The sequence below is a fragment of the Dysgonomonas sp. Marseille-P4677 genome, from assembly GCF_016652235.1.
In the GTDB taxonomy this organism is placed as follows: Bacteria; Bacteroidota; Bacteroidia; order Bacteroidales; family Dysgonomonadaceae; genus Dysgonomonas.
Genome location: NZ_JAEPKU010000158.1, coordinates 1 through 9,204 on the forward strand (window position 1 = coordinate 1; position 9,204 = coordinate 9,204).

A 9,204-nucleotide genomic window follows, 5' to 3' on the forward strand; every position below is an offset into this window, starting at 1 on the left:
GAGAAATTGATAAAATAAGATCTTTACAGTATTAAACTATTAAGATAAATAGCAGTCTTATTAATATGTTATTTATCTTGTATATCTAATTGACAGTTTCGAATTCATTTATCTATATTTCACAGTATAATCGGAGGATAAGGAACCTCTGTTTGTTATCTGATTCTAGATATAAAGTGACAACGAAAAAAGGTGCGGAATCTGTCACTTTTGTTACCTTTTGATAAATTAAAAGGGTGTATAATGATTTTATAAGCTAATATACAGCTATTTAAAGGTAGTTGTGTTTTGCCGAATAGTCCTTCAATAATATTTAATCTATAACCTTATGTTCGAGTAAGGGGAAATACTTATCATTATGAAAAGATATCTATTTTTAATACTGGTTGCTATATCTTCTTTAACCTTATTGGCCCAAAGAAGGCCTGCTAAAGAGAATCGCAGAGTAAATATTACGACCAATATACATGGCGATCTGAAATATGAAGACAGTAAAGGGCTAAAGGCTACCCTAAGTGAAAATATATTTGGGGATAAAATATATGAGGACAACAGAAATAATAAAGTCACATATGGTAAGGGTATATGGGAAGTAGTTTTTTATGACTTTTACGACGATGAGTATTATGTCTTGGAATGGTTGGCAAGTACTTTGGGAAAAGAAAGCGGTTGTAAAGAAGAATATAAACGTAATATTCATGGCGACTTGCAGTATGAAAGCAATCGAGGAATAAAGGCTTCCTTATCAAAAAATATTTTTGATGATGGTATCTATAAAGATAGTAGGGGAAACGAAATAAAATATTCGAAAGAATATTGGGCCGAAATAATGAATGATTCCGGAAATAATGACATACAGGTCTTTTTTCTGATGATAGATCAAACTCAAGATTTGAGAGATTACAAAGAGGAATACAGTATCGATATTTTTGGTCATCAGCAATTCAAGAATAATCAGAGAGAATCTGCCTCTTTATCGAAGGATATTTTTGATAATATGGTTTATAAGGATAATAAAGGAAATGAGTTGAAATATACTCAACCTGTTTGGAATAAGATGGTCAGACGGCAAGGGTCTGCTCAAAAGGTATTTATTTCATTATTACATCGTTTTCTATTCCAACAATAATTTATCTTTTTATGGAATATATTCATTTTTTATATCTATTACTAAACAAGTAATAGATTAGATATATGAAAAAATTGTTTCTGGGTCTCATTCTGGTTTTCTTATTATTTCCTCTCTTCGCTCAAGAAAGGCAAGTGATTCATGTGATGGTTGCTCTTTGCGACAATAAATACCAAGGTATAGTAAAGGTCCCCAAGGGTATTGGTAACGGGCAGGATCCCAATTCTAATCTATATTGGGGTTGTGGTTATGGCATGCGTACTATGTTCAGGAAAAGTGCTGATTGGAAAGAGGTAAGGCGGGACAAGGTTGATAGTATACGTCTCGAGCGAATTGTATTCAAACACAAAATAAAGAACTACTATCTTGTAGCTGATGCTTATAATGGGCAATATATAAAGAGATGTACTGAGGATTTTCTTAACTCCTGTGCCGGAGTAAAAAAAGATACTTTGATGGTCGGTTCGACTATCCTAGGACTTAATGGGAATGCCAGGCTAGTATCTTATGTTGGGCATAATGGTTTGATGGATTTTAAGTTGTCAAATATCTATCAAAATAAGGATGGAAAACAACGTGATGCTATCATTATTGCTTGTGCCAGTAAGCAGTATTTCTCTCCATATTTGTATGCAGCCAAAGCAAAGCCTTTGGTTTGGTCTACTCATCTTATGAGTGCCGAAGCTTATACAGTCTATGATGCAGTTATGGCATATATAAATGGTCAGAGTGATGAGCAAATCAGAGAAGCTGCAGCAGCAGCCTATAACCGATATCAAAAATGTGGAATAAAGGCTGCCAGACGATTATTAGTCACAGGGTTTTGATTCTGAAAAAAGAGGTGTAATGGGCTAGATTTCCGTCTCCTTACGTACTTCTCTTATTTGTGCCAAATATTCAGAAGCCCATGTCACCAGTCCACGCAAATGTGGAATAAGACTATGTCCCATCTCTGTAAGACTATATTCGACACGTGGAGGAACTTCTGCGTATACTTTTCTGCGTATCAGTCCGTCCGCTTCTAATGACCTTAAAGTAACAGCCAGCATACGATGGGAAATATCGCCTATTGTTTTGTGTATGTCGCTAAAGCGCATAATGCCGTTTGAATGTAGAGTAATGATTACAAGCATGGACCATTTATCTCCGAGTCTGTTCAGCACATTTCTAACAGGACAATCTTCTGTTGGTAAAAAACTTTGCATTTCTGTTAATTTTTATAATCTTATAAATCAATATTACTTACCAGTTTGTTAGTATCTAAACAAGATGTTCCTTCTTGTTTATCAAGCATTGAATAGTTATATTTGCTATACAAAAATAATAAACTTACTAAAAGTAACTATTGTTTCATTAAAAAGATTTATATTATGTCAAAGAAAGTAGCAGTATTGGCGGTAAATCCGGTAAATGGAAAAGGTTTGTTCGAGTATCTTGAAACCTTTTTCGAAAATGGTATTTCGTATAAGACTTATGCGGTTGCTGATTCTAAAGAGATTAAAACCAATTCGGGTATTACACTTATTGTAGATGATGTAATTGCTAACTTGAAGGGGAAAGAAAATGAATTCGATGCTGTTGTTTTTGCATGTGGAGATGCGGTTCCAACATTCAAAAACAATATAGATAAACAATACAATCAGGATATTCTGGCTGTATTAAAAGCATTTGGAGATAAAGGGAAGATTATTGCAGGACACTGTGCTGCCGCCTTAATATTCGATTCTGTAGGAATAGCGGATGGAAAGAAACTAGCTATACATCCTTATGGTAAACCTGCCGTTAAGAAAGGAATAGCTACTGATGGGCAGTTCGAAGTAGATGGTAACTTTTATACAGCTCAAACTGAAAACTTTATATCAATACTTCTGCCAGAATTACTGAAAGTATTGAAGTAAGTTATAGATAAAAAGAGACTAATAAAATAAACTGTATGCTTTAAATCAGATAGTTTGAAAGTATATAGTTTGTTGGTTTATAAAGGCTTATTATTCTAAATGTCTAATTTAGAAATTAAGCCTTCTTTTTGTTAATTAATCAATCTACAATTTTGTAAATTTGCCGTTTGTATAAATGTTTATATAATGAAAGCAGCGATAGTAACAATAGGAGATGAGATACTTATAGGGCAAATAGTCGATACTAATTCTGCATGGATCGCGGAAAAACTAACCCTTGCAGGCTTCGAGGTTCAAGAAATGTTGTCGATAGGTGATGATGCCCAGCAAATCAAAGCTACGATAGACGATGTATTTACTCGTGTAGATGTAATTCTGATGACTGGTGGATTAGGCCCCACAAAAGATGATATTACCAAGAAGACATTATGCGATTATTTTGGAACAACCTTAGTCTTTGATGATTCGGTACTAGAAAATATTCAGAATGTTATATCTAGTTTTACTTCGCTTAATGAATTGACCCGCAATCAGGCCTATGTACCTAAAAACTGTACGGTAATTCAAAACAGAGTAGGTACAGCTCCTATTACATGGTTCGATTATATGGGCAAAGTATTGGTTTCTATGCCGGGTGTACCATATGAAATGAGATATGTGATGGAAAATGAAATAATGCCTCGCTTGCAGGCTAAATATGATCCTGATGCCTATCTTAAACGTGTATTTATAGTCAGAGGATATACAGAGTCTGCTTTGGCTATGTATATTGCCGATTTCGAAAATAACTTGCCGGATGGTTTCGGATTGGCATATCTGCCATCTCCAGGTTTAATGAAATTACGTTTGTTTGTCAGAGGTGAACACCGTTTGCAAGAAATGAACGAGCAGGTAAGGCGTTTAACTATGCTTTTGGATGATGCTATTATTGCAGAAAGTGATATTACTGTTGAAAATATACTCGGTGAGCGTTTGTTTGAGAAAGGGTTGACTTTAGGTACAGCCGAAAGTTGTACAGGTGGAAAAATAGCACACCTTATAACTTCGGTACCCGGAGCTTCCCGCTACTTCAAAGGTTCTGTGATTTCTTATGCTAATGAAGAAAAAGTAAATATATTGCATGTTTCTCAAGATTCGTTGGACCGTTTTGGGGCAGTAAGTGAAACTGTTGCTATCGAAATGGCTAAAGGTGCTCAGCAAGCCTTGAACGTGGACTGTTCTATCGCGACAACTGGTATTGCCGGTCCGGATGGAGGTACAGACGATAAGCCTGTTGGCACAGTGTGGATTTGTACTACCTATAAGGATAAATGTGTGACAAAAAAATATCAACTGGGTAAGTTCAGGGAAGCTAATATTATGCGTGCTTCTAATAATGGACTGCTGCAATTGTTGGCTATGATTGAATAATATTTATTGACCTTTATTATAAAGCTGGCATACTTAACTTCATATTATTTATTTCTGTTGGTTTTTTGCATTTCTTATAGAATTTTATTAAGTGGATATCTTGATATAAGAGTAAACAGTATTATATTTACTCAATGATCACAAACAGTAAAGTAAGCGGATATGAAATTTTGTGAAGAGCCCAATAATAAACCTGTAGTAACCACCCGGTATGTTTTAGATGCCAATTCTTTGATAACTTATGTAGTCTATGATGAAGATGGAGATTGGCAATTTTTTAGTGATGAGGATTTTACAGAGAGTGACGCTTGTGTCGTCTCGGTGAAGCAAATGTTGGAATTGGATGAGAGTCTATTCTCCCTTGAATTGAATTTAGGTCAAGGAGCAGAAAGAAGTGATGCCGATTCTGAGTGGCAAACAGTAAAACAAAAGAATAATCGAAATCATTCGTTCTCGGACGATGAAGAAAATTAACATACTACTCTTATAGCTTAACAGATATACTCTGTCTTATAAGATATATAAGTATTGCCTCTGCACGACATCTCGTCTGTAGAGGCAATTTTGTAAACACAATCAATATTAAGTCAATCTTAATATCATTTTTTCGAACCGGACATAATTCCGGCATCTGTATCATTATTGTCTAATCGCTTGTTTACAGCTTTATATTGACGGCCAAAATTCAAATTTAATGTAAAGTTGATAACGGCTATTTGCCCTAGATTATTCGTATATACGTCCGAAATATTTGGTGTCAATCTGGAATAGTTTTGATTACTCAATGAATAACTTCGGGTGAAAGGATTAAACATTCCTATTCCCAGACTCCATTTTTCTGTATTATATCCAATCGAAACAGTATGTAGGCGTTCACCTATATTCAGTGTTTCTCCCCAATAGTCGTTCCAACGAGTCCATGCTTCAGCACTGAATATCCACTTTTTATAATTTGCGGTCAATCCCCCACGTATGCGCCAGTTGTTATACGTATGAGTAAAATCGTTTCCATAACTTATATATCGGTTCAATCCTGGTGAAACGCTCAAAGTCAAATATTCTCCAAATGGTTTTAATTTGAATGTTGTTTCTAAGTTGATTCTATGAAATCCTTTTTGGTTAATATTTGTGCGTACGAATTTCCCTTCTTCGAGTGTTATTTGTTCCATAATCGGTTTGTGGTCATAGCTATATCGCATAAAGAATTCAACTCCGAATATTCCTTTTTTAAAGCCTGCATTCAATGTGTTTGTATAGTACCAAACAGTCTGTAGGTTTGGATTACCTCTGCGTATTTGTAATGAGTCTATATCTTGTTCTACATTGTTGAGATCGGATAGGGACGGAGAGTATCCGGAAATGTATCCATTGTAACGAATATAAGTATTGTCATTGATATTGTAGATAACACGTAGAGTAGGACGGAATATATACTTTTCGTTATTGCTGTCTCCCTGACTATTGTATGAGCGCATAACACCTAATCCAAAAGTATAGTTGAATTTATTTCTGCGTAGTTGATATTCTGCGTATCCATATGTTTCGGCAAAATTTAGGTTCACATTTGTTCCGATATTGCCGGTATAGGTATTTTGGGTATAACTTTGTGTATGCTTCAGTCCTCCGGACAGTTTTCCTTCACCGATTTTCTTTTCGTAAATGGCTTCGGCTATAAAAGAATATTTATCACCTGATACAATAGACAATATATCTGTAGATAACTCGTTTCCTCTTTGCTCCTGATATAAACGTGACGAACGCGAATCAAGATAAGTACCAACAGCATTAAGGATAATTAGTTGATCGTTTTTTAGATTATGCTGATAGTATAAATCTAATGATGGGCTATTATTTCTCCAGGTAGAATGATCTGTAATCAATAATGGAAGAGGGTTATCGGATGAATGGATTGTACTCTTACGGTCTGAAAACTGATTAGGGGTATCTTGATAATTATATCTGAGTGTTGCATTGAATAGATATTTATCTGTTTCGTTCAGGCTATAGTTTAATGCCATATTTAGATTGTTATCCTTAAAACGCGTTGGTTCACCTTTCTCCTTACGTTCCAGTACTTTGCCAGGAAATACGAAGGTTTCTTTATTTTCGCGAGTCCAGTCTATTCCTCTGCGTGACCAATAGGTATTAAATCCGAACTCCGACTTTTTATGATTGACTTTAGTCGACAGGAAGTTTTCACCCCAGTCCATATCAAAAGGTACATTTGAGAGATTTGTCGAAACATTACCTCCCGATTCTTTTTGGCGGGTAATATAATCGATTACAGCTGCTGCATTATTATAGCGCATCCCGGGATCGTCATGATATTCTATACGAAGGATATCTGCCGGCTGTAGAGCTATTATTTCGGCAATAGTAACTTCTACACCATTGATGCGTAATTGAACCGCATCTCCACCCGGAACACTTATCGCATTTGTAATAGGGTTGATTATAATGCGCGATAGTTGTAGATTACGCAACAAAGTTACACCGCTATTCGAGGCTTTTATTTGTGCATCGGATGGTAATATAATCTTTCTATCAGCTTTTTGTATTACAGCATTTGCTGTCACAGTGACATCTTTTAGCGCTATATCGGATGCCTTGAGAGTTATGGTTCCAAGATCCGTACTCTTATCTAAGTTACTGACAGGGATGTAGGTTTTTGTATAACCCACAAATGTAGCCGATAAAATATAATTACCATTTGGTATATTGTTGAATGCAAAGATACCGTGTGTATCGGATGAGGCTCCTGCTATAAATGATGAATCTTGCTGAAGTAAAGCAATGTTAGCAAACTCAATGGCATCATTTGAATCAGTATCTACTATTTTACCAGATACATTTACTTGAGCGAGGGTGGTGGTTGAAACAATTGCAACCAATATGGATAGTATAAATATTCGAGTTGTCATATCTTGTTGTTTTTCTGTTATTGATATGACGAAGGCGAATTGTAAAAAGTTACAGTGAAAAGATAATTTATTTTACTATATTCTTTAATTCTACTTTAATATGTTGATAATTAATATTGTGTTTGAATGTTTGTAGTGATGACATTTTCAAATAAAAAGGATACTATACTAATTTCAAGACGAAAACTTCCTACCTTTGCAACTATAATCTTTATAAGATAAATGAATACAGATTCGATACAAAAAAATACTTTCTCGAAAGAGGAGAAACTATGTAGTACAAAGTCTATAGATACTCTTTTTTCTCAAGGAGAATCATTTATAGCTTATCCATTACGTGTAGTTTATCGGATCGAAGCAGAACCGGATGAGTGTAAGCAATTTGCATCATTGCTCATTAGTGTTTCAAAAAAGAAATTCAAACGTGCGGTAAAACGCAATAGGGTAAAGCGTCTTGTCAGGGAAGCTTATCGTTTAAATAAACTTCCAATAAAAGAATTACTCAGTGAGAAAAATATACGCATGGATATAGCTTTTCTTTATCTTAAAGACGAACTACCTACATATGCCGATATAGAGAAATCCATTTTGAAAACAATCTCTATCTTGTCTGATAGACTAAAAAAAGAAGGGTAGAGTTATGAAAAAGTTTTTATCGTGGATACTTTTACTTCCTGTTTATTTCTATAAATATAGTATTTCGCCGATGTTGCCTCCTTCATGTCGTTATACGCCGACATGTTCCGAATATGCTATACAGGCTATAAAAAAACACGGACCTTTTAAAGGATTCTGGCTGGCAACAAAGCGGATAGCACGTTGTAATCCATGGGGAGGGCATGGGTATGACCCTGTACCATAAATAAAAAACCTCTCCGGTTTTGGGCGAAGAGGTTTTTTGAGTATTTTACATTATAAACCGATCTTTTCTTTTTCTCTTATTTTAGCTATTTCTTTATCGGCTTTTTCTTGAGCTTTTACCTTTGTTTTTTCTGCTTTTTCTTTAGCCTTAGCTATAGCTTTTTCTCCTTTTTTGCGCGCATTTTCTTCACCTTTCTTCCTGTTTTTTTCAGCATCTTCCTTAGCTTTCTTTGCCGAATCTTCAATGTCTTTTTCTATTTGTTTTTTTGCGTCTTCTATATCCTTTTGCATCTTTTTATCTGCATCGGCGGCCGTTTTTGCAGCTTTTGCTTTGATTTTTTCAATTGAACTTGCAGTCTGTTGACTAATGATAATGTCTTGTGCGTGAATAGTAGCTGTAGCCATTACTGTTAGCATGACAAAGCTCATAAATAATTTTTTCATAACGTTGTATTAAAAATATATATCAATGTGATAATGATAAATCTATTTTATATCTTTCCTTTATATATAAGACACATGAAACTAAAAAAAGTTGCATCTGTATGTCCGAATTTTATTGGTAGCCTTTCAAAAGAATGTAGTTATTTTCATGTAGCAGTTTTATGTATTTTAAATAATTGTTAGATGCAATATACAATAAAAAAATTATTTATTATAAAAACAGTTGAAAAAAATAATCAATCGAGTACCGATAAGTATATCAAATGCTAAAGATTCCCTAAATTATTTGCTAATCTGTATTTAAAGGGTTATGTTTACTTATATATGAAAATGAACGTAAAGAAAGGATTGCGTATGGAAGGACCCATTATCTAAAGAAGTTATTAAGAAATTCGGATTTCTTATAGTTTATAACCTGTTAAATTTAAATTATCATGGAAGGGTATAAGAAATATAGAACCATACATAGAATAGCATATATTTTCTTTTTTATATATTTACTTATTATGTCTCTTGGCAATTTTACATTTGGTCTACATAC

10 protein-coding genes are annotated in these 9,204 nt (G+C 34.4%); 7 read left to right on the forward strand and 3 right to left on the reverse strand.

The window, feature by feature from the left end; all coding sequences use genetic code 11:
- Window positions 1-358 precede the first annotated feature (358 nt).
- Both JGH11_RS17735 and JGH11_RS17740 read left to right on the forward strand, forming a co-directional pair.
- On the forward strand, window positions 359-1,129 hold the full coding sequence (locus JGH11_RS17735) for a hypothetical protein (RefSeq protein ID WP_201114034.1): 771 nt from the start codon (window positions 359-361) through the stop codon (window positions 1,127-1,129).
- 65 nt (window positions 1,130-1,194) lie between these two features.
- Window positions 1,195-1,956 (forward strand): hypothetical protein, encoded by a 762-nt coding sequence (locus JGH11_RS17740; RefSeq protein WP_201114036.1) that lies wholly within the window; start codon window positions 1,195-1,197, stop codon window positions 1,954-1,956.
- Between the two features lie 24 nt (window positions 1,957-1,980).
- Here JGH11_RS17740 and JGH11_RS17745 read toward each other — a convergent pair whose 3' ends face one another.
- A complete protein-coding gene (locus tag JGH11_RS17745) occupies window positions 1,981-2,334 on the reverse strand; it encodes a helix-turn-helix domain-containing protein (RefSeq protein ID WP_201114038.1) in 354 nt (117 codons plus the stop codon).
- Between the two features lie 165 nt (window positions 2,335-2,499).
- On the opposite strand from JGH11_RS17745, the gene JGH11_RS17750 reads away from it, so the two are divergent.
- The 3 genes from JGH11_RS17750 (at window position 2,500) to JGH11_RS17760 (ending at window position 4,911) form a co-directional block, all read left to right on the forward strand.
- The gene (locus tag JGH11_RS17750) at window positions 2,500-3,027 is read left to right on the forward strand and encodes a DJ-1/PfpI family protein (protein ID WP_201114039.1); all 528 of its coding nucleotides are present in this window, start codon (window positions 2,500-2,502) and stop codon (window positions 3,025-3,027) included.
- A gap of 186 nt (window positions 3,028-3,213) precedes the next feature.
- The gene (locus JGH11_RS17755; RefSeq protein WP_201114040.1) at window positions 3,214-4,437 is read left to right on the forward strand and encodes a CinA family nicotinamide mononucleotide deamidase-related protein; all 1,224 of its coding nucleotides are present in this window, start codon (window positions 3,214-3,216) and stop codon (window positions 4,435-4,437) included.
- Between the two features lie 162 nt (window positions 4,438-4,599).
- Complete coding sequence (locus JGH11_RS17760) at window positions 4,600-4,911, forward strand: hypothetical protein (protein WP_201114041.1); 312 nt, start codon at window positions 4,600-4,602, stop codon at window positions 4,909-4,911.
- A gap of 125 nt (window positions 4,912-5,036) precedes the next feature.
- On the opposite strand, the gene JGH11_RS17765 is transcribed toward JGH11_RS17760, so the two are convergent.
- The gene (locus JGH11_RS17765) at window positions 5,037-7,358 is read right to left on the reverse strand and encodes a carboxypeptidase-like regulatory domain-containing protein (RefSeq protein WP_201114042.1); all 2,322 of its coding nucleotides are present in this window, start codon (window positions 7,356-7,358) and stop codon (window positions 5,037-5,039) included.
- A 222-nt stretch (window positions 7,359-7,580) separates the two neighbouring features.
- On the opposite strand from JGH11_RS17765, the gene rnpA reads away from it, so the two are divergent.
- Together rnpA and yidD are read left to right on the forward strand one after the other, a co-directional pair.
- A complete protein-coding gene (gene rnpA, locus JGH11_RS17770) occupies window positions 7,581-7,994 on the forward strand; it encodes a ribonuclease P protein component (protein ID WP_201114043.1) in 414 nt (137 codons plus the stop codon).
- Between the two features lie 4 nt (window positions 7,995-7,998).
- A complete protein-coding gene (gene yidD / locus JGH11_RS17775; protein ID WP_201114044.1) occupies window positions 7,999-8,220 on the forward strand; it encodes a membrane protein insertion efficiency factor YidD in 222 nt (73 codons plus the stop codon).
- 50 nt (window positions 8,221-8,270) lie between these two features.
- Here yidD and JGH11_RS17780 read toward each other — a convergent pair whose 3' ends face one another.
- Window positions 8,271-8,663, reverse strand: coding sequence for a hypothetical protein (locus tag JGH11_RS17780; protein ID WP_201114046.1), 393 nt, complete (start codon window positions 8,661-8,663; stop codon window positions 8,271-8,273).
- Window positions 8,664-9,204 lie beyond the last annotated feature (541 nt).